Source organism: Metabacillus sp. Hm71 (assembly GCF_051842955.2).
Classification (GTDB): domain Bacteria; phylum Bacillota; class Bacilli; order Bacillales; family Bacillaceae; genus Metabacillus.
In genome coordinates, this window is record NZ_CM200278.1 from 2841089 (window position 1) to 2862158 (window position 21070).

The window sequence follows — 21070 nt, forward strand, 5'->3', positions numbered from 1 at the left end:
ACAAGGATTTTTTCGTTTCTTACACGAATATGGTTTGCTAAAAGAGCAAATGAACAGATACAATAAACATGGATATTACGTAATTTGCCCGATCATAATAAACAAATTATTAATGGAAAAATAAACATTTCTTAAAAACTGTGGGTTGTCGATACGCAAATTATTGTATAAAATACTAAAACATGCGTTCTTAAATTTAGAGAGATGATTTGATTTGTGTCAACTGAAAGGGGTTTAGTCGTTTGAGTAATAAGCAACAATTTGAGTATAATGATGATGCCATCCAGGTGCTTGAAGGTCTGGAAGCCGTTAGGAAACGGCCTGGAATGTATATAGGAAGCACAGATAGCAGAGGCTTGCATCATCTTGTTTACGAGATCGTCGATAACTCAGTGGACGAGGCCTTAGCTGGTCATGGAGACCATATCATTGTTACGATACATAAAGACAACAGTATATCAGTTCAAGATAAAGGCCGCGGTATGCCAACTGGAATGCATAAGCTTGGAAAGCCGACACCTGAGGTCATTTTCACTGTCCTACATGCAGGAGGGAAATTTGGCCAGGGCGGTTATAAAACGAGCGGCGGTCTGCACGGTGTTGGTGCATCTGTTGTAAATGCACTTTCTGAATGGCTGGTCGTAACCATTCATCGTGATGGCTTTATATACGAACAACGTTTTGAAAATGGCGGGAAACCTGTAACCACCCTTGAGAAAAAAGGGAAAACGAAAAAAACAGGTACAAACACTCACTTTAAGCCAGATCCAACCATGTTTAGTACAACGACCTATAATTTCGAAACATTAAGCGAACGCTTACGGGAATCAGCATTCCTGTTAAAGGGTTTAAAAATTGAACTAATTGATGAACGTCATGACCAACGTGAAGTATATCATTATGAAAATGGTATTGAAGCGTTTGTCTCTTATTTAAACGAAGAAAAAGATGCACTTCATCCTGTCGTTTCGTTTGAAGGCGAGCAAAATGGCATTGAAGTTGAATTTGCTTTTCAATTTAATGATGGTTACTCAGAAAACATCTTATCTTTTGTAAATAACGTTCGTACAAAGGATGGCGGAACACATGAGGCTGGCTCAAAAACCGCCATGACAAGGGCGTTTAATGAATATGCGAGAAAAACTGGGTTGCTGAAGGAAAAGGATAAAAACCTTGAGGGTTCCGATATTCGTGAGGGGCTTGCTGCAATTGTGTCTGTCCGGATACCTGAGGAGCTGCTGCAATTTGAAGGTCAAACGAAGGGAAAACTCGGGACAAGTGAGGCTAGGTCTGCTGTTGATGCGATCGTTTCTGAAAACCTCGCTTATTTCCTGGAGGAAAATCCAGATGCAGGGACTTTGCTTGTTAAAAAGGCAATAAAAGCATTTCAAGCGAGGGAAGCAGCACGGAAAGCAAGGGAAGAAGCAAGGAGTGGAAAGAAACGAAAACGTTCAGAAACGACGTTAAGCGGTAAACTTACTCCAGCACAATCGCGCAACCCGTTAAAAAATGAATTGTATCTCGTGGAGGGTGACTCTGCCGGCGGCTCAGCCAAGCAAGGAAGAGACCGGCGTTTTCAGGCGGTATTGCCTTTAAGGGGTAAAGTGATAAACACAGAAAAGGCGAAGCTTGCTGACATTTTTAAAAATGAAGAGATCAATACAATCATTCATGCTATCGGTGCAGGTGTTGGTGCTGAATTTGCCATTGAAGATATTAACTATGATAAGGTTATTATCATGACCGATGCCGATACAGATGGCGCCCATATTCAAGTCTTGCTCTTAACCTTCTTTTATCGCTATATGAAGCCGCTTATCGAGAATGGCAAAGTATTTATTGCCTTACCTCCATTATACAAAGTAAGCAAGGGAACAGGAAAAAAAGAGGTCATTGAATATGCATGGTCTGATGATGAATTAAAAGGTGCTATTTCAAAGGTCGGTAAAGGATATATGATCCAGCGTTATAAAGGTTTAGGCGAGATGAATGCGGATCAGTTATGGGAAACAACGATGAACCCGGAAACAAGGACGCTCATCCGCGTGAAAATTGATGATGCTGCGCGTGCTGAGCGCCGTGTGACAACATTGATGGGCGACAAGGTTGAACCACGCCGTAAATGGATTGAAAGCAATGTCGCATTTGGTCTTGATGAAGAGACAAATATATTAGAAAACGAACATTTATCGGTTGCAGAGGAGGTATAGGACATGGCAGAATCAGTCGAACTATTTCGTGACTTGCCTCTTGAAGATGTACTAGGTGACCGTTTTGGACGTTATAGTAAGTACATTATTCAAGATCGTGCGCTTCCAGATGCGCGTGACGGCTTAAAGCCTGTACAACGAAGAATTTTATATGCCATGCATGTTGACGGAAATACGTTTGATAAAAACTTTCGTAAATCCGCTAAAACAGTAGGGAATGTTATTGGTAACTATCATCCCCACGGAGACTCATCCGTTTATGACGCAATGGTGCGTATGAGCCAGGATTGGAAGGTGAGAAACCTTCTAATTCAAATGCATGGAAATAACGGAAGTATTGACGGTGACCCGCCTGCAGCGATGCGTTATACGGAAGCGAGGCTTTCTGCGATCGCTGCTGAGTTGCTGCGTGACATTGAAAAAGAAACAGTCGAATTTGTTCCAAACTTTGATGACACGAGTAAGGAGCCTCTTGTGCTCCCTGCCATGTTCCCAAATTTATTAGTAAATGGTTCGACAGGAATATCGGCAGGTTATGCAACAGATATCCCGCCTCATCACTTAGGTGAGGTTATTGATGCGGTCATAAAACGGATGGATAAACCGGACTGTACTGTCGATGACTTAATGAAGGTGATCAAAGGTCCAGATTTTCCAACAGGCGGGATTATTCAAGGAATCGAAGGCATAAAAAAGGCATATGAAACCGGAAAAGGCAAAATTATTGTTCGCGGTAAAGCGAGCATTGAAGAAATTCGCGGCGGAAAACAGCAAATTGTCATTACGGAAATACCATATGAAGTAAATAAAGCGAACTTAGTAAAGCGTATGGATGAATTCCGGATCGAACGAAAGGTTGAAGGAATTTCTGAAATACGGGACGAAACGGACAGAACAGGACTCAGAATCGTCATAGAGCTTAAAAAGGATGCAAATGCAGAAGGTGTATTAAATTATTTATACAAAAATAGTGATCTGCAAATTACGTATAACTTTAATATGGTGGCAATCCATAATCGCAGACCAATGCAAATGAGCTTACCAGCTATTCTTGATGCCTATATTGGCCATCAAAAAGAAGTTGTCACAAACCGCTCTAAATATGAACTTCGAAAAGCACGTGAGCGCCAACATATCGTAGAAGGCTTAATGAAAGCATTATCCATTTTAGATGAAGTGATCGCTACGATCCGTGCTTCTAAAGATAAGCGAGATGCAAAGGATAACTTAATTCAAAAATATGAATTTACCGAGCCACAGTCCGAAGCGATTGTCTCCTTACAGCTTTATCGCTTAACAAATACGGATATTACAGCACTCAGAAATGAAGCGGAAGAGCTTGATAAGAAAATCAATGAGCTAACAAGCATTTTGAATGACGAAGGTGTGTTGCAGAAAGTCATTAAAACGGACTTAAAAAAGGTGAAAAAGGCGTATGCAGATGAGCGCCGCTCAGTCATCGAAGCTGAAATTGAAGAAATTAAGATCAATCTTGAAGTCATGGTTGCCTCTGAGGATGTGATTGTAACGGTGACCAAAGATGGATATGTAAAACGAACAAGTTTAAGATCTTATGCTGCATCAAATGGCCAAGACTTCGGGATGAAGGATAGTGACAGGCTGCTATCACAAATTGAGATTAATACGACAGATGTCGTCCTTCTCTTCACAAATAAAGGGAATTATTTGTATTGTCCTGTTCATGAATTGCCTGATATACGCTGGAAGGATCTTGGCCAACATATTGGCAACATTATTCCAGTTGACCGAGATGAAATCATTCTTAAGGCAATTCCTGTAAAGAATTTTGAAGAAAAACTTTATTTAACCTTTATTACGAAGACGGGCATGGTGAAAAAGACAGAATTAAGTCAATACAAGGCACAAAGGTATTCTAAACCGCTTGTTGCTTTAAATTTAAAAGGTGATGATACCCTTGTTGATGTTCATTTAACAAGTGGCCAACATGATTTATTTATCGTTACCCATTTAGGATATGGATTATGGATTGAGGAAGAGGAAGTAAGTATTGTCGGCCCAAGAGCTGCCGGTGTGAAAGGAATCAACTTAAAGCCGGATGATTATGTTGTAAGCGGGAAAATAATCGAGCGCAATCAAAAAGCCTTTCTTGTCATCGCAACCCATAGAGGTGCTGTAAAGAAAATGTCACTATCTGATTTTGAAAAATCATCACGTGCAAAACGCGGTTTGGTGATGCTTCGAGAATTAAAGAATAATCCGCATCGTATTGCCGGAGCAGAAATTGTCCAAGATCATGGTGACTTTTATCTTGAAACAGAAAAAGGAATCATCGAAAGTGTTGATGTTCGTTCATTAAGACCTAATGATCGCTATAGCAACGGGTCCTTCGTGATTGATGAGCAGGATGCTGGAGCAGTCATACATGTATGGATTGAAAATACTGATACTGAAGAACAAAAAATAAATGATGAATAAAAATGAGGCTGTCTCAGGTAGAGACAGCCTCTATTCTTTGATTATTTCTTTTGAAAATAATCTGAAAATGCATGTAAGAACTCTATTCCTTGGTATGTGAATAGACTAAGTGCAGTTATTGAAAAAAAGACAACTGGAATCATTCTTAACCAAAACATCATTTATAACCTCCTATTTTGAAAATTTAGGCTGTAAATAAATGATTTTTAGAAAAGTATGATGATTGGTAATAAACGGAGTAAAGGAACTGCTTTAACTTTCGTCGCGTCTTAGTTGAAGCTGTAAATATAAGTGATACCATTGCAACGACTAAGATCAACGGATCCTTTAACTGATTGTTGCTAACAAATAAACCGTGCTTTTGATCATCTTCTTGTAGATTGATAGTTGCGACTGATGCTTCAGATTCAACGCCTAGTACTTTACCATGATGGACTGGCTGATGTAAGTGAGACATTGAAACAAAATGAAACCCTGCAAAAACGATCAAAAGCATCATCGTTGATTTAATCAGCAAGCGAAGTTTCAATGTTGTCACCCCTTTGCCGAGTAATAGTCTCATCATATACCTTTTTAGCTGATTTGAAAAGAGTTTTATTTGTCTGTAATGGTCAATTTTTGTCAGATTGGCAATGTAAGAGTTAACTAAACTTTCTTATTGTTAGTCATATTAATTTCCTCCTAGATTGATTTTTTTCATGATTGGTAAAACTCTTCATGTGTAAATTTCTTGGTTGGTGCTTCGCCAATCCCACTTATTCATCCATAATAACAACAATTTTATCTTGGATATTTAACATACTAAGTAACATACTTTCTTTTAAATTGTTTAATAAAACAATACATTTGCAACTAAAATGGTAGGCGCTGATTTCATATATCAAAGAAAATCATCATTGATTGATTAATCAACATTTGTTTATAATTATAAATAGAAACATGATACCTTCAATGGTTAATTGAGCGAGATTCGTTTATTACTCAATAAATTAATAATAATTGTTGATTAACTTTAGGAAAGTTAGGTGAGCAAACAATGCCGAAAATAGATAGAAGAATAATCAAAAGCCAAGAAGCAATTAAAAAGGCTCTTATCGAACTAATGTCTGAAAAAAGTTTTGATAACATTACCATTCAGGATATTGCCGACAAGGCAAATGTGAACCGAGGAACCATCTATCTTCATTACTTAGATAAATTATGATCTTTTAGATAAGATCATGGAAGAACATATAAACAACATGAGTATTTTTTGCGAGTCGGCATCTGAAATGGATTGGCTAGAATCGACTGTACACTGTATGGAATATTTTAAAAGCAATTATTTATTCTTTTCGACGATGTTAGCGAGTGAAGGAGCCACATATTTTCGCAGCCGGTTCCTTCAGTTTAATATCGAAGAGTTCAAGAAAGATGTGGACATAACAAAAGGAAAAAATGTCGGTCAAAGTGAAGAAGTAATTGTTCAATTTGTTGCAAATGCTTACGTAGGGGTCGTGGAATGGTGGTTAAAGAATGGAATGCCTTATCCGCCTCGTGTCATGGCAGAAAAAGTAGGGGATTTGTAGACAGGCTTGTATAATTATTTCTGAATGGTCAGTTGATAAACTAATACAATCAAGGAATAACGACCACCCGTTATTATCACGGGTGGTCGTTATTTCTATGACAGAATTCTCATTAATTTCTAATCGTTTTATAATTTTTCCTTAATTTAGTTAGATTAAGGTGAAAACTAAGCCTAAATAAAAGGTGATGTTCACAAAGAAAGGGGGATAAGGCATGCCAACAAAATATATTTTGGGCAAATTTCAAACGTGAACAGAACAGAATAGAAATCACATCAGCAAAAACATTGGAGGAATTTAACGTGAAAAAAAAATCTATTATGAAGCGTGGCCTTCAGATTCTCACAGTGTTGGGACTGGGCTTAGTTTTATCCACGACAGGCGTTGGTGCTGCATCCACGACAGGCGTAAGCGATACATACACGCCGGATATGTCAAATGGAGCAGACAATTTTTACAAGAGCAATAAGGTAACCATGAAGAAGGTTGAGTTTAAAAATCAATACAACATGAATGTTGTAGGGAATCTTTTTATTCCCAAAGATTTGAAGAAGAACACCAAAAATCCCGCAATCATTGTTGGGCATCCTATGGGCGCAGTAAAAGAACAAAGTTCGAATTTGTATGCCCAGAAAATGGCTGAACGGGGATTCGTTACTTTGTCCTTGGATTTGTCGTTCTGGGGAGAGAGTGAGGGTCAGCCTCGCAATGCTGTTTCGCCGGATATCTATGCCGAGGATTTCAGTGCTGCGGTGGATTTCCTAGGCACCTGGTCGTTTGTTGACAGGGATCAGATTGGTGTACTTGGGATTTGTGGAAGCGGGAGCTTTGCCATCAGCGCAGCCAAGATCGACCCACGTATGAAAGCCGTTGCGACAGTCAGTATGTACGACATGGGTGCTGCCAATCGTAATGGGCTTAACCATTCCCTGACACTTGAGCAAAGAAAGCAGATCATTGCAGAGGCAGCCGAGCAACGTTATGTGGAGTTCACGGGCGGTGAAACCAAATACACCAGTGGGACAGTACATGAGCTAAATGAAAACTCTACAGCTATTGAGCGTGAGTTTTATGACTTCTACCGCACTCCAAGAGGTGAATTCACACCAAAGGGATCGTCACCTGAACTCACGACACACCCGACGCTGACCAGTAACGTCAAGTTCATGAATTTCTACCCGTTCGAAGACATAGAGACGATTTCTCCTCGTCCGATGCTTTTCATTACAGGTGAAAACGCTCATTCCAGAGAGTTCAGCGAAGAAGCCTACAAGCTAGCAGGCGAACAGAAGGAACTTTACATTGTTCCAGGCGCAGGTCATGTGGATCTGTATGACCGGGTGAATTTAATCCCTTTTGACAAGCTTGAGTCATTCTTCAAAGAAAATCTGAAGAAAAAATAAGGCTTGTGTTGAAGATTATAAAGAGATTTTCGTGCCAATAGTAATTGAGGAAATCCGCTGAGTGAATCCCGCATACTTTTTCGGGATTCACTCTTTTTTTGTCTGAATAGAATTCCATACGCTATGTAGAAACGAATAGAAAAAAGGCCGTTCCGGAGCTGCTACGCCCCCTTCATTTGACTAGCAACTTGATCGGCACCCGACATACTTCCTTCTCTTGCAACAGTAAGAAAATATCGTAAAACTCTAAATTCATATAATCACTTTCTCGTTCATAATGATTCAGTCAATACGTTATTAGAAATACCCACAAAGCATATCTTGATATAAGATATAAGTATTTGTTATATACAAAAGAGATATTTAGAATAAAAACAAAGGATGAAAACAACAGAAAGAAGGATTTTATCCAATATGTCTACTATTCATGATAACTTCATGGAAACAGTTTCGGGTTTTTTAAAACAAGTTGGCTAATGAATGGTGTAATCAAAGGAATCTTTTCTAAAGAAAAATAATATGAAAAAAGAAACTAGGAGGAAATAAATATGACTGAAAATAAGAAAGTTTGGTTTATTACGGGTGCCGGGCGCGGCATGGGTGTTGATATCACGAAGGCGGCCCTGGCTGATGGAAATCAAGTTGTTGCGACAGGCCGAAATATGGATAGAGTCGCAAAAGCCCTTGGCGATGGCGAAAACCTGCTGGTCGTAAAACTGGACGTCACCAGCCTGGTTGATGCCGAGGCTGCCGTCAAAGCTGCGGTTGACAAGTTTGGAAAGATCGATGTACTCGTTAATAACGCAGCCAATTTCTATGCGGGCTACTTCGAGGAGCTGACCCCGATGCAAATCGAAAATCAACTTGCCACTAACCTCTTCGGCCCAATGAACGTTACCCGAGCAGTGTTGCCTGTGATGCGCAAGCAACGTTCCGGTCACATCATCTCGATCTCTTCAGGCGCCGGCATTTCTGGATTCGAGTTTAATACAGCTTATGCCGCGTCTAAGTTCGGACTCGAGGGATGGATGGAGTCGTTGCAGCCCGAAGTCTCGCCGTTCGGTATCCATACCACCATTGTCAACCCAGGGATGTTCCGCACCGAGCTTCTCACGAATGAATCGGCGACCTACGCGGATCCTTCGATTGAGGACTACTCCGGCTGCAGAGAAAGAAATCAAGATGCGTATAATGTTCAGAATGGCAAGCAGTCTGGCGACCCGGCCAAGCTCGCTAAGGCCCTGATCAAGATCTCAAATGAAGAGCAGCCTCCACGTCGCTTCATCGCCGGGGCTGACGCCGTTGGCATCGCAGAGCAAAAGATTGCCGACCTCCAAGCGCAGATTAATGCTTATCGAAACCTTTCGACCTCCCTCGCTTGCGAGGATGCGTAAACTCTCAGACGGAAGTTAACTGAATTCTTTGGGAAGAAACTTTAAAATAAATTTCCCCCATAACTTTTTGGGAGAAACTTATTGAAGACAGGAGCTGTTTTTTTGGCTAAACGAAATAATTTGTTGATTTTCATATTAACTATTTAATGCAGCTGTAGGCGGGTTATTTATATCAGAAATGGGTACACAATACGTAGTATTAGTTGGAATCCTATCATTAATATTAAGTTTGGTAACTATTTTACTAAGAAATTATATGTATAGTCCTACAAAAGAACTCTCCGCATAAGGAGTATCCCTTTTAGGATTTTTTAGATGCCACTTAATCAAAGAACGAGAAATGGGGGAATAAAATGTCACACGATAAACAAGTTGCGCTTGTAACTGGCGGGAATCGAGGAATTGGATATGAACTGGTCAAACAATTGGCTTTGAATGGTTTTAAGGTGATTTTGGCAAGTCGGGATCCAGAAATGGGTAATGAAGTTGTGCAAAAACTTAAGGAGTTAAATTTGGATGTTTCGTGTGTTGAGATGGATGTCGCCAATCAAGAAAGCATCCATCAAGCTGCGGTTGCAATAAATGAAAAGTATGGAAGATTAGACGTATTGATTAATAATGCAGGCGTGTATTTAGATGAGAATAAAAAGTTATTGGCAATGGACCCTTTCATTCTGGAGAAAACAATGGCAACTAATTTCTTTGGCGTTTACCATGTGATCCGTTCCTTTATTCCCCTCATGGAAAAACAAGGCTTTGGGAGGATTATTAATGTTTCCTCAGAATATGGGGAGATGAGCCAAATGTCATATCCAGGCGTAGGAGCTTATAAGTTGTCTAAATTTGCCCTAAATGGATTGACGCGATTAGTAGCAGCAGAAATCAAGGGTGATATTAAAATAAACGCCGTCGATCCGGGATGGGTAAGCTCAGATATGGGTGGACCATCGGCACCAAGAACTCCTAAGCAAGCAGCTGAGTCTATTCTGTGGTTAGCCACGATTGGACCTGAAGGACCTTCCGGAGGGTTCTTTAGAGATGGAAAACAAATCCCTTGGTAAAAACATTAGTAGTTGTTCAGGTGCATCAGTATGAGGTAGGTACAGCTCCATAGATGACACCTTGACTCTTGTATTTAAAGTAACTAGCAGGTTAGTTCTTGTAAAATGATGACTCACAAGTTAATTCTATATTAAATAGAAAAAGGAGAATGCACCTAGTGTTCAAACTAGGTATATTTTCCTTTTTTAAAAATTTCGATTATTTTGTTGAAGAACAACAAATTACGCTAATTTAACTATTGAACGCATCTTGGTTCTATTCTTAATTTTCAACAGATGTGGATTAATCTTACTACGTCAGAAGCAGAGGCTGTCGTCAAGCTGGCAGTACCCCAATTTGGACTCAATAATGTGCTGGTCAACAATCCAAGTAACCTATGACGGCTTCTTCGAGGAATACATTATTCATAATATGTTTACGAGATTTTCCTAAATATCTGATGAAGAATTTGAAAATTTCGCCTGAATTTCTTTTAAAAACAAATCAGCAGCAGCGGAAAAAACCTGATGCTTCTTCCAAACAATATTTAGCCCAGCTTCAAGTCTTGGCTCTAGCGGTCTAAAACAAAGGTTACTATCGCTAGACGTATTCACTAGTTTATCTATGGTTACGGCATAGCCGATGCCCTCTTCAACCATAATAGCAGCATTATATAGAAGATTGTATGTAGTCACGACGTTTAATTTATCAAAATCTTCACCAAACCAATCCACAAATTCATTTTTAGACAATGTCTGTTTCATAGCTTGTCGTGAAAAGATTAGCGGAACATTTAATAAATCAACCGCTTGAATGGTATCTTTAAAAGCAAGAGGACTGTCTTTTCTCATCACAACTCCCCAAACGTCTTTGGCTGGAATTTGGATATAATTGTATTTTGATAAATCAGCTGGTTCAATTAAAATACAAAAGTCAAGCAACCCCTTGTCAAGCCGTTCTGTCACATCATCTTCGTTTCCACTGTAGAGGTGATACCGTATATTTGGATAACGTAATTGTAACTCTTTTGCTACCCGTGCAATCTGTTTCATGGCTTCTGTTTCCCCACTACCTATGTAAACATCCCCACTAATGGTTTCTTCCATGGAATGAAATTCTGCCTCTAATTTATTGACCATATCAACGATTTCTTCTGCTCTCTTCCGCAGGAGCATTCCTTCATCTGTGAGAATGATACTGTGACTACTTCGAGTAAATAGTTTTTTCCCTAATTCTTCTTCAAGATCTTTTAATTGTCTTGACAAAGTTGGCTGTGTAATATGCAAAAAATCAGCAGCACGCGTCATGCTTCCTTCTCTTGCAACTGTAAGAAAATAGCGCAAAACTCTAAATTCCATCTAATACTCCTCCTTTATCATGTTTTAGTATAAATGTTTCAGAAATGCTTATCAAGCATATCTTGATATAAGATATAAATATTTGTTAAAACATGACAACATTGAGCCGACCCCTAGAACCGATTACGTCGCAAATAAGGATGCTAAGAGTTATGCTGTAGCAGTAGATCCCTCCGGGAAATTGGGATGGACAAAAAATTCAATTGAACCATGGAATGAGAATAGGTCGGAGGATCACATAGTAGAGGTTCTTACAGAGCAAGTGCCAGATGCATACCTGGCTCATATGAGGGAAATAGGTATATCTTATATTTTCGGCGGAAAAGAACGATTAAGCTTTAGTCTAGTAGTGGAAAAGCTAAAAAATCTTTTTGCTATCGATAAATTAATGCTAGAAGGCGGAGGCTATTTAAATGGCTCCTTTTTGAATGAGGGATTAATTGATGAATTGAGTCTGATTTTAGTTCCAATTGCAGATGGTGCATCTAACTCTGTGACACTATTTGAGACGAGCTCCTTTCTAACAAAACAGCAGCCAGTAAATTTCTTCTTGAAAGAAGTCGAAAAACTGGATGACAGTGGGTTATGGCTGAAGTACGTAACAAAACAAACATGATTAATCAAGATGTAACAACACAAAATAGGGTTTCATTTTGGATTATCTACAGTAGAAAAAAGAGGAATCCAAGTTTCAAATATATGGTTGGTAAGATGTCATTAGTAAGATATTATTTGTTTTACTGTCCATTTTTTAACTTTGGGGAAGTATTTTATTGCCATAGGGATGATAACATTGGTAAGGCCATCTATTATTTGCCACATGCTAACTTCATTGGATCGGAAAATAGAATAATTCATTTTTGCTGTTCCATATTTTTTTCCTTTTGATTCTGAAAAATTGCTTCGCAAACAATTGCTGACAAATCGACTTTTCACCCTATAGTTATTCCAACTAGCCTCTCTATTATGACAAATACTCACATCAAACCTCATTATATGCCTGATAGGTTTAAAACTATAAACGAATGCATGGGGAAGCAGAGAAGCGTACCTCATCCTCTCCTAGAAATACTAAATAAGCATATCTTGTTATGAGAAATAAGTATTTGTTATAAGAGGGGAACGTAGTTAAAATAAATAACGAGCAAGTAAACAGTTCCCAAAGTTTTAGGGACACATTTTTTGGAGATAGGAGTTGTTTTTATTTTGGCTAAACAAAATAAGTTGTTGATTTTTATATTAGCAGTGGGTGTTTTCGGCATCTTAAATACGGAGATGGGGGTTATTGGGTTATTGCCTTCCATTGCTGATCACTTTAATGTCAGCATATCTCAAGCAGGATTGACGGTGAGCCTTTTTGCTCTTGCTATTGCTGTATCCGGACCAACGATGCCGTTATTGTTTTCCGGGATCAATCGTAAGAAGGTCATGTTACTTGTATTAAGTGTATTCGTTGTTGGAAACATCGCATCCGTATTTGTAACTAACTTTACCCTTCTATTAATCATTCGTATCGCTCTAGCTCTTTTCCATCCGATTTATTGTTCCATGGCATTTACCGTAGCCGCTTCCTCAGTAAAACCTGAAGAAGCTCCAAAAGCTGTTTCTAAAGTATTTATAGGAGTATCTGCCGGTATGGTAGCCGGAGTACCGATCGCAAGTTTTATTGATAGTGCCCTTTCGTATGAAATGGCGATGGCATTCTTTGCTATAGTAAATGCATTTGTATTGGTCGCAACATTGATTTTTGTACCATCTATGCCTGTTGAAGAAAGACAATCTTACGGTGAACAACTTGCTGTATTAAAAAAATCCATTATATGGGTTTCTATCGTAGCTGTCATTTTATTAAATGCCTCTGTATTCGGGGTATATAGTTATATTGCTGAGTACCTGGAAACTGTTACCCAAATGTCTCCGAATACCATCAGTTTAACGTTATTCGTTTTCGGTGGAGCTAATATTATTGGAAACATCGTTGCAGGGAGGGTACTCACTAATAGTCCTATTAAGTCCATATTAACTTTTCCTTTGTTATTGAGTGTCGTTTACATTCTTTTATTCTTTACTGGAGAGATTGCCGTACCTGTGGTAATAATCACTTTCCTTTGGGGAATATTGGCTGGAGGAATCATGGCTAATATTAATCAATATTTGATTTCATCTTCAGCTCCTGAAGCTCCTGATTTTGCCAATGGTTTATTTATATCAGCATGTAACGTAGGAACAACAGTTGGCTCGGCTGCAGGCGGGTTATTGATATCACAAATGGGCACACCATACGTCGTATTAGTAGGAATCCTATCCTTAATCCTAAGCCTTGCTTTTATCCTGCTAAGAAACAATATGTTTAACGCTTCAAGACAAGCAGAAAAGCATAGAGAAGGATCTTTTGCTTCTAATTAAGCAGAAGCATAGGGACGGTTTTATTGCTTCCAATTATGAATTAAACTATAGGGGGTCATACCCTCCCAATGGACAGCCTGCCAGTTGTCATAAATTAAATACGAATTTATTTTGTAATTATTTTAGAAAAGAGGTCTTGACTTAAAGTTAACTCTAGGTACTAGGATATACTCATAGTAAGTAATTTTAATTAAGTACATATTCATGAATATGTACTTAATTGAATTTTTTAAAAAAGATGTATGTACAATCAACCAATAAAAAAGGTGATGCTATAGATGATTTTAAAAGAAAATTATTATCTATCTAATGGAATTGAGATTCCTAAATTAGGTCTTGGAACATGGATGATAAATAATTGGATGTCGTACAGGCAGTGGTAGAAGCTGTAAAAATCGGATATCGTCATATTGATACAGCACAGGCATAGGGTAATGAAAGTGGTGTTGGAGATGGGATTAGAGCTTGTGGCGTGAACAGCGAGGAATTGTTTATAACTACAAAACTTGCCGCAGAAATAAAGTCATATGAAGAATCCGTTTCATCGATCGATCAATCACTGAAGGCGATGGGACTTGATTATATTGATATGATGATTATTTACAGTCCACAACCATAGAAGAATTTCGGTGACGAGGATCGTTACTTCGAAGGAAACCGTGAAGCATGGAGAGCTCTTGAGGAAGCATACAGCGGTCAGTAAAAGTTATTTCTGGGCTCTTATACATTTTTATAGGTGAGGAGTGAAAAAATGAATAAAGTAAAAATTGCAGGAAGGAAAGTTTTTCCCATAGGCTTAGGCACTTGGAATATGGGAGACAAAGCAGATAAATTTGAACAAGAAGTAGAAGCGATAAGAGTTGGTCTTGATAATGGCATTCAAGTTATTGATACTGCTGAAATGTATGGTGAGGGAAATGCAGAGAGATTAGTTGCACATGCTATTAAGTCTTATAACCGTGAAGAATTATTTCTCATTTCAAAAGTTCTCCCTTCAAATGCATCAAAAAAGCAATTACCGATTAGTTTAGAAAATAGCTTAAAAAGATTGAATACAGATTATTTAGATTTATACTTACTCCATTGGAAAGGGAATATTCCTATTGAAGAGACTATTGAAGCCTTGGAAAAAGTAAAACGTCAGGGGAAAATTAAGTCATGGGGTGTTTCTAATTTAGATGTTGATGACTTAGAAAAAATAATGATATTACCTGATGGAATAAAATGTGCAACAAATCAAGTACGTTATAATTTGGGAGATCGAGGGATTGAATTCGATTTAGTACCTATGATGAACAAACTTGAAATGCCATTAATCGCCTATGCCCCAGTTGCTAGAGGTGATAGCTTTGGTACTAATCTAACTAAACAAAAAGTTTTAAAGGAAATTGCTAAAAAACATCATTCAGATAGTTTTCAAATTTTATTAGCATGGTGTATTCGAAATGGACAAACAATTGCTATACCACAATCTAGTAATACCGCTCATGTGATAGAAAATGTGAAAGCAGCTGAGAATCAATTAACACAGCAAGATTTGGAGCAATTAGACTCAATCTATCCAAAACCTAGCATGAAACAGCCACTTGCATTATGGTAAGAAGAGAATGCAGAAATTACTAAAGCTATAAAATAGTTGGTCCGTATTTAAAAAATTATGCCCTCTTTGTAATGAAATTGTATTTGAGATGAAAATTCATGATCCTAACAGTTTGCATTGTTTCCAAACCATTATGCCAGTTTATAAATGTTTTAGAAATGCTCATCAAGCATATCTTGATATAAGATATAAGCATTTGCTATACTCGAAAAGCACGCTAGAATAAATAACAGAGGTGGCAATATGGAGGCTTATAACACAGAAGAAGATGTTCTGATTATCCGAATTTTCGTGTGAATGAGTCTGCTATCCTCACCTTTCGCGGGTTTGCGATCAGCGCTGCGCAGATTGACCCTCGGCTAAAGGCCATCGCGACAGTCAGTAGGGGTCAATGGTAACTTTGAGTGAAACGGCTGTGTGAATCCCGCATATTTTTTCAGGATGCACTCTTTTTTGTCTGAATAGATTTCCATACACTATTTAGGATAGAAATGTTAGCAATAAACGCATACTTGAAAGAAGATTTTCTGGATCATTTATTATGAAAAATTAGATCATATTTATTCATGTAATGAAGGTAGATAGATCTTTAGTTAACATACAGTTGGAAATACCTTCATCATAATATCACCATTTTTCGGACTTTAGTATGATAATAGTTTTTTTATCCCATTTTTAACGAGTAGTAGACCTCCACTTCAAGATTCGAAAAAAACAAAGAAGATAAGTGGGAGATAACTGCCCGTAAAGATCCGACAAGCGATTGACGTCCGAGTCAGGCTAAGCCACACGATGTGGCGAATTGTGCGTGAAAAGTTTCGCTAACCACCAGTGGGGGATGAAGATAACCCCCACTGATGGAAGTCTCACTTTATTGTTTTTGGTTATTAGTCATTCTCTATCTACTTTAGCCAATTTTCTTAAAGTTAATTAACAAAAGTGATTAATTTGTTCACTAATCAACATATTTTCTATATTTACTGATTGCAAGTATATTGGATCTTTTTATAATTATAGACAGATGTTGATTATTCAATAAATAAGTTTTACTCTCCACTAAAAAATGAAACCACAATCTAGCAAGGAAAAAGAGTATCCAGTTTACCAACTAAGACACCATTTTTTCTTGCCATTTACTTGTAGTACGATTCTCCTTTTGCCAAAAGAATTTAAGCAGCATTTTGTTCCTATTAAGAAGAATTTTCAAAATATTAATCTATTAAAGTTAGAAAATATAGCTAAATCTAAGGAATTAAAATAGAAAGGAGGAATAGACATGTCAAATTCAAAAGATCTTACTATTTCAAAGAAAAGGATAGTAGATATTGATCCCGAACCTAAAAAAGTATTAATTATTGAAGATGAAGCAAATATTGCAAGAATCATTAAATTAGAGCTTGAACATGAAGGATACAAGGTTGAAATAGCCGAAAACGGTATAACAGGTCTTGAAAAATTTAGCAACGGCTATTGGAATCTTGTTTTGCTGGATATTATGATACCAAAGTTAAACGGGATGGAAGTCCTTCGAAGAATTAGGGCATCAGGAGACATGACACCTATTATATTATTGACAGCAAGGGATTCTATTCCTGAAAAAGTGAGCGGGCTTGATCATGGTGCGAATGATTATATAACGAAGCCGTTTCAGATTGAAGAGTTGTTGGCCAGAATTCGTGCTTGTTTACGAATAAACCAAATGATGGAGATAAAATTAGACGAACAACTATTAACGATTGGAGATTTAAAAGTAGATAAAAAAACACGTATTGTAACTCGTGAAAATAAAAATATTGAATTAACCCCTCGAGAATTCGATTTATTGGTTTATTTGATACAGCATCAAAACCAAGTACTGGAACGAGAGCAGATTTTAACGCGAGTTTGGGGTTTTGATTACTACGGGGAGACTAACGTCGTAGATGTATATATAAGTTACTTGCGCAAGAAAATTGATGATTGCTTTCAATCTCCGCTTATTCATACAGTGCGTGGAGTTGGTTATGTCATAAAGGAGTAATATTTTATGAATATCCGAAGTAAGATCCACTTGTATTTAACTGTTTCGTTTCTATTGATCAGCATTGTCATTAATACGTCTATTTATTTTTTATTTTACTCAATAACTACGAACGATAAATTAAATCATGTTCGTTTACAGGCTGAAAATATTGCTGCAGTATTAAAGCCTGTTTCTAACGAAAGATATATACATGATATTTTAAATTCCAGGTTACCATTAAATGGAATGATTCGTGTTGTGAATGAAAATTCACATGCCATTATTACTGTTACAGAGGATGAACAATTAACTAATTTTAAACCAGCATTTACTAACTCACAAAAAGTTGAGTTAAAATCAATGAATGGAATTCAATATGCTGTTTCGAATTTGCCAATCATATGGCATAACGGAAATATTATGATGATAGAAGTTACAGCAAGTTTGGCATCCTCATATGAAAGTTTAAAAATTTTGAAGCTTGTGTTAACTGTCGCTTTACTTATTGTTTTGATCCCTTCATATTTAGCAGGCCGAATGCTAAGTAACATTATGTTAAAACCAATCAATTCTATGATTGAAACAATGGAGGAAATTCAACGAAAGAGCATATTTAAAAAGCTTGAGTTAAAATCACAATCAAAAGATGAATTATACAAATTAGGTAGTACGTTTAATAAGATGATGGATATTTTAGCGAAAAACTTTGAAAAACAGCAGCAATTCGTTTCTGATGCTTCCCATGAATTAAAAACACCGCTAACTGTTATTGAAAGCAACGCAAGCATGCTGAAACGATGGGGGATGAAAGATCCGGCTCTATTAGAAGAATCTGTAGATGCAATCTATTCAGAAGCCGTCAGAATGCAAGAAATGACAAAGCAAATGCTCATGCTTGCAAATCATGATGCAGAATGGAACTTAGATATACAAAAGGTGGACTTTGTTTCACTTAGTAAAGAGACAAGCAAACTGATGAAAAATGCTTATGGTCAACATATTTCTGTTTATTCTCCATTCGATCGTGTTATAGGAAATGCAGATAGGCAAAAAATGAAGCAACTATTATTTATTTTGCTTGATAATGCGTTAAAATATAGCACATCACCTATTGAGCTAAATGTTGGATATGAGAAGGATGATGTTTTTTTCACTGTAAAAGATTATGGCATCGGCATACCGAAAGAAGATATCGCACATATATTTGATCGCTTCTATAGAGTGGATAAAGCAAGAAATCGTGAAACTGGGGGGACTGGATTAGGTTTATCAATCGCAAAACAAATTGTGGATTCTCATGGAGGAAGCATAAATGTTGTTTCCAAAGAGGGAGAGGGCACAGAGTTTACGGTCATGTTACCGATATAACCAAATCGTTTTTCATTCATTTTAATGTTTTTAAGGGAAAATCTCATTTTTATTAAAATAAAATCTCTTGATAGGTGAAAACTTTATGAATCCAAAAAAATTTATTTTTCTTTTCATATTTCTAATCGTCTTGTCCATTATTGTTGAAGTCCAGCAAATAGTTGTCGATAGAGACAAAAAGATGTTGACATCTGCAGAAATAAAAAAAAGCATTCAAACAAAATACCTAGGAGATATCAAAGATATAAAGTTAAATAAAATAGCAGAAAATAAAATGTACGTTATAGATTTGCATGGTCAGAATAGAGTATATTCACTAAAAGTAGATGCTTATTCGGGAGAGATCTTGTATTTAAACCAAATGGAACAGGTAGCTTCTGAAAATTCAAACAAAGAGATAGGCTCTTTTTCTTCTGTAGAAAAAGAAGATGGAAAAATAGTCAAGAAAAACACTTACGTGGCTGGCGTTAGTTCAGAGTGTACAGGAAAAGGAATGAAAGTAAAGAAGACTTGAATATACGATTAGGATCTAATAAGTGAAGGAAGAGCTTCCGTAATTAAAGGGCTCTTCCTTTTTTTACACTTTTAGTATAAATTGACAGCGAAGATGGGTATTCGACGTAGTGGCCAATTTTAAGTATAAAGTATAAACGCAACTACGCATCACGCTTCGCCTTTCAGGCTCGCCAGTCGACAAGTTTTCTTTATTTTATTCAAACTTTAATCCATTTCTAATCTTTCTATAATTTCTTTTTAATTTAAAAAGCTTAAATTGATATAAAAAGGAATCACTAGATCAAATTGAAGTAGAATTGGTTTTTAGGATACAGGGAAATCGGATAAAATGTGTATAAACTTACAAATTTCTTTTCCTTTGTTTTGTGACCAGTCAATCGCTAAAATAAAAAGAATTAAAGTAGCAGTATTCCTTCATATAAATTATCTATATACATTTTTTGGCGGTTTATAGTAAGAACCCTGTGGTTTAATAGAACCACGTTTCCACCTTAACCCATATTCTCGTTCAAAAAATTTCAGAATTGGAGAGTGTAGCTTTGAAACGGTTTATTCTAGTAGTAATCATTGTGTTAATCGGTTATGGGTCAAAATCGTTATGGGAAGAGTCAGTTCAACAATTTGTTCCTTCATCTGTAAGAGAATCCATCCTTGCTACCGTTGATTCAGTAACAGAAAATCCAGATATCAATTTTGTGATTGATAGTCTAAATCAGCAATTGAATTCTCTATTTACGACGTTAAATAATCCTCTTTCAGAATCAAACGATTCGAACGTTGAAACACCAAAATTAACAGTTCCTAAAGATGGACTGTTTTCGATTCATAATATTGAATTAGGTCAAGCAAGAGCTGATGTTGAGCAGGAAATTGGGAAGCCGAAGCGGATTTCAATAAATGAATATGGAGTCAGCTGGGAAGCCTATCATGAAAACTACCAAAATTTTATCATGATTGCTTATGATGAAAATAATATCGTTCGCGGCCTCTATACCAATCAAGATTTAATTGCCTCGTCAACAGGCATAAAATTGGAAAGCCCTAAGCAGTTGGTTCAGGAGCACCTCGGTACACCTGAATCAATCATAAGAAAAGGTATGATCAACTATGAGATTAGAAATGATGGAGAATATGATGTATTCCAGCTCGATAACAGCTATGTTACGATTTTTTATGATAAGCACGAAAACAATACGGTTACAGCTATTCAACTTATCGATGAAGAACTTGAAAAAAATAAAAATGTTCTATACACAAAATCAAGCGAGGAATTAAAAGAAGGCTTTGAATATCAATTGTTTGATTTAACAAATGCTTCAAGAGTAAATCACGATTTGCCGATTTTAACATGGGATGATCATGTAAGAGAAACGGCTCGGGAGCATAGTATGGACATGGCGGAAAATCAATATTTCGACCATACCAATTTACAAGGCCAATCTCCATTTGATCGTATGAAGGAAGACAATGTTCGATTTATTACGGCTGGTGAAAACCTGGCATATGGTCAGTTCAGCAGCATCTTTGCTCACGAAGGGCTGATGAATTCCTTAGGACACAGAAAAAACATCCTCGAAGAAAGTTATGAATATTTAGGGGTAGGAGTGGCATTTAATAACGAATCACAGCCTTATTATACGCAAAATTTTTATAGTGATGCTTTCCCTCTATAGAATGTAAAAAAATGATGAATCATTATAGATCTCTATAATTAAACGGAATATAGTCAAATAGGAACGGTAAAGGG

At 37.2% G+C, this 21070-nt stretch carries 15 protein-coding genes and 2 pseudogenes; 15 read left to right on the forward strand and 2 right to left on the reverse strand.

The window, feature by feature from the left end; translation table 11 throughout:
* Positions 1 to 242: 242 nt before the first annotated feature.
* Entirely contained in the window at positions 243 to 2210 is a 1968-nt protein-coding gene (gene parE, locus ACSVDH_RS13855) for a DNA topoisomerase IV subunit B (protein WP_439252116.1), read from the forward strand.
* Between the two features lie 3 nt (positions 2211 to 2213).
* The gene (gene parC / locus ACSVDH_RS13860; RefSeq protein WP_439252115.1) at positions 2214 to 4667 is read left to right on the forward strand and encodes a DNA topoisomerase IV subunit A; all 2454 of its coding nucleotides are present in this window, start codon (positions 2214 to 2216) and stop codon (positions 4665 to 4667) included.
* A gap of 184 nt (positions 4668 to 4851) precedes the next feature.
* Here parC and ACSVDH_RS13865 read toward each other — a convergent pair whose 3' ends face one another.
* Positions 4852 to 5196, reverse strand: a complete 345-nt coding sequence (locus ACSVDH_RS13865; RefSeq protein ID WP_439252114.1) for a hypothetical protein — start codon at positions 5194 to 5196, stop codon at positions 4852 to 4854.
* Between the two features lie 507 nt (positions 5197 to 5703).
* On the opposite strand from ACSVDH_RS13865, the pseudogene ACSVDH_RS13870 reads away from it, so the two are divergent.
* The 5 genes and pseudogenes from ACSVDH_RS13870 (at position 5704) to ACSVDH_RS13890 (ending at position 10093) form a co-directional block, all read left to right on the forward strand.
* Positions 5704 to 6235 (forward strand): annotated as a pseudogene (locus tag ACSVDH_RS13870) (TetR/AcrR family transcriptional regulator).
* Positions 6236 to 6537: 302 nt separating this feature from the next.
* Complete coding sequence (locus tag ACSVDH_RS13875) at positions 6538 to 7638, forward strand: alpha/beta hydrolase (protein WP_439252113.1); 1101 nt, start codon at positions 6538 to 6540, stop codon at positions 7636 to 7638.
* Between the two features lie 548 nt (positions 7639 to 8186).
* Positions 8187 to 9032 carry an SDR family NAD(P)-dependent oxidoreductase gene (locus tag ACSVDH_RS13880; RefSeq protein ID WP_439252112.1) on the forward strand — a complete coding sequence of 282 codons (846 nt, stop codon included), beginning with the start codon at positions 8187 to 8189 and terminating at the stop codon, positions 9030 to 9032.
* 151 nt (positions 9033 to 9183) lie between these two features.
* A pseudogene (locus ACSVDH_RS13885) lies at positions 9184 to 9321 on the forward strand (MFS transporter); the annotation flags it as partial.
* A 64-nt stretch (positions 9322 to 9385) separates the two neighbouring features.
* Positions 9386 to 10093: an SDR family oxidoreductase gene (locus ACSVDH_RS13890; RefSeq protein ID WP_439252111.1), complete on the forward strand. Its 708-nt coding sequence runs from the start codon at positions 9386 to 9388 to the stop codon at positions 10091 to 10093.
* A gap of 429 nt (positions 10094 to 10522) precedes the next feature.
* Here the strand turns inward: ACSVDH_RS13890 and ACSVDH_RS13895 are convergent, their stop codons facing one another.
* On the reverse strand, positions 10523 to 11431 hold the full coding sequence (locus ACSVDH_RS13895; RefSeq protein ID WP_439252110.1) for a LysR family transcriptional regulator: 909 nt from the start codon (positions 11429 to 11431) through the stop codon (positions 10523 to 10525).
* 82 nt (positions 11432 to 11513) lie between these two features.
* On the opposite strand from ACSVDH_RS13895, the gene ACSVDH_RS13900 reads away from it, so the two are divergent.
* From ACSVDH_RS13900 to ACSVDH_RS13935, 8 genes are all read left to right on the forward strand, one after another.
* A complete protein-coding gene (locus ACSVDH_RS13900; RefSeq protein ID WP_439252109.1) occupies positions 11514 to 12047 on the forward strand; it encodes a dihydrofolate reductase family protein in 534 nt (177 codons plus the stop codon).
* Between the two features lie 590 nt (positions 12048 to 12637).
* Complete coding sequence (locus ACSVDH_RS13905; RefSeq protein ID WP_439252108.1) at positions 12638 to 13837, forward strand: MFS transporter; 1200 nt, start codon at positions 12638 to 12640, stop codon at positions 13835 to 13837.
* A gap of 472 nt (positions 13838 to 14309) precedes the next feature.
* A complete protein-coding gene (locus ACSVDH_RS13910) occupies positions 14310 to 14456 on the forward strand; it encodes an aldo/keto reductase (RefSeq protein ID WP_439252107.1) in 147 nt (48 codons plus the stop codon).
* A 132-nt stretch (positions 14457 to 14588) separates the two neighbouring features.
* The gene (locus ACSVDH_RS13915) at positions 14589 to 15437 is read left to right on the forward strand and encodes an aldo/keto reductase (protein WP_439252106.1); all 849 of its coding nucleotides are present in this window, start codon (positions 14589 to 14591) and stop codon (positions 15435 to 15437) included.
* Between the two features lie 1276 nt (positions 15438 to 16713).
* Positions 16714 to 17457 (forward strand): response regulator transcription factor, encoded by a 744-nt coding sequence (locus ACSVDH_RS13920; RefSeq protein WP_439252105.1) that lies wholly within the window; start codon positions 16714 to 16716, stop codon positions 17455 to 17457.
* 6 nt (positions 17458 to 17463) lie between these two features.
* Positions 17464 to 18807 carry a HAMP domain-containing sensor histidine kinase gene (locus ACSVDH_RS13925; RefSeq protein WP_439252104.1) on the forward strand — a complete coding sequence of 448 codons (1344 nt, stop codon included), beginning with the start codon at positions 17464 to 17466 and terminating at the stop codon, positions 18805 to 18807.
* A gap of 85 nt (positions 18808 to 18892) precedes the next feature.
* On the forward strand, positions 18893 to 19321 hold the full coding sequence (locus ACSVDH_RS13930) for a PepSY domain-containing protein (protein ID WP_439252103.1): 429 nt from the start codon (positions 18893 to 18895) through the stop codon (positions 19319 to 19321).
* 541 nt (positions 19322 to 19862) lie between these two features.
* Positions 19863 to 20996 (forward strand): CAP domain-containing protein, encoded by a 1134-nt coding sequence (locus ACSVDH_RS13935; protein WP_439252102.1) that lies wholly within the window; start codon positions 19863 to 19865, stop codon positions 20994 to 20996.
* Positions 20997 to 21070: the final 74 nt, after the last annotated feature.

What these genes read in the sequence shown, in the direction of transcription:
- parC (WP_439252115.1), top strand. Translation starts at nt 2,214, where the DNA reads ATGGCAGAATCAGTCGAACTATTTCGTGACTTGCCTCTTGAAGATGTA.
- ACSVDH_RS13880 (WP_439252112.1), top strand. Translation starts at nt 8,187, where the DNA reads ATGACTGAAAATAAGAAAGTTTGGTTTATTACGGGTGCCGGGCGCGGC.
- ACSVDH_RS13890 (WP_439252111.1), top strand. Translation starts at nt 9,386, where the DNA reads ATGTCACACGATAAACAAGTTGCGCTTGTAACTGGCGGGAATCGAGGA.
- ACSVDH_RS13895 (WP_439252110.1), bottom strand. Translation starts at nt 11,431, where the DNA reads ATGGAATTTAGAGTTTTGCGCTATTTTCTTACAGTTGCAAGAGAAGGA.
- ACSVDH_RS13915 (WP_439252106.1), top strand. Translation starts at nt 14,589, where the DNA reads ATGAATAAAGTAAAAATTGCAGGAAGGAAAGTTTTTCCCATAGGCTTA.
- ACSVDH_RS13920 (WP_439252105.1), top strand. Translation starts at nt 16,714, where the DNA reads ATGTCAAATTCAAAAGATCTTACTATTTCAAAGAAAAGGATAGTAGAT.
- ACSVDH_RS13925 (WP_439252104.1), top strand. Translation starts at nt 17,464, where the DNA reads ATGAATATCCGAAGTAAGATCCACTTGTATTTAACTGTTTCGTTTCTA.
- ACSVDH_RS13930 (WP_439252103.1), top strand. Translation starts at nt 18,893, where the DNA reads ATGAATCCAAAAAAATTTATTTTTCTTTTCATATTTCTAATCGTCTTG.